This is a genomic window from Pseudomonas sp. NBRC 100443 (genome assembly GCF_030268185.1).
GTDB classification, from domain to species: domain Bacteria; phylum Pseudomonadota; class Gammaproteobacteria; order Pseudomonadales; family Pseudomonadaceae; genus Pseudomonas; species Pseudomonas citronellolis.
Window position 1 is genome coordinate 1 of the sequence record NZ_BSQE01000094.1, and the last position, 291, is coordinate 291.

1 rRNA gene is annotated in these 291 nt (G+C 51.9%); it reads left to right on the forward strand.

Annotation, left to right across the window (positions count from 1 at the left end):
* Positions 1 to 193: 193 nt before the first annotated feature.
* Positions 194 to 291, forward strand: a 5S ribosomal RNA gene (rrf, locus tag QSJ95_RS32685); the annotation flags it as partial.

Sequence of the window (291 nt, forward strand, 5' to 3'; positions counted from 1 at the left end):
GTGTAAGCGCTGTGAGGCGTTGAGCTAACCGATACTAATTGCCCGTGAGGCTTGACCATATAACACCCAAACAATTTGTGTGTTAGACGGTGAAGTCGACGAACCGAAAGTTCGTGTGAACCGCAAAGAAGACCTGTCACATACCCGAATCGGGATGAGCGTGAGCGTAAGCCACGAGCATCCGAAAGAATTGCTTGACGACCATAGAGCGTTGGAACCACCTGATCCCATCCCGAACTCAGCAGTGAAACGACGCATCGCCGATGGTAGTGTGGGGTTTCCCCATGTGAG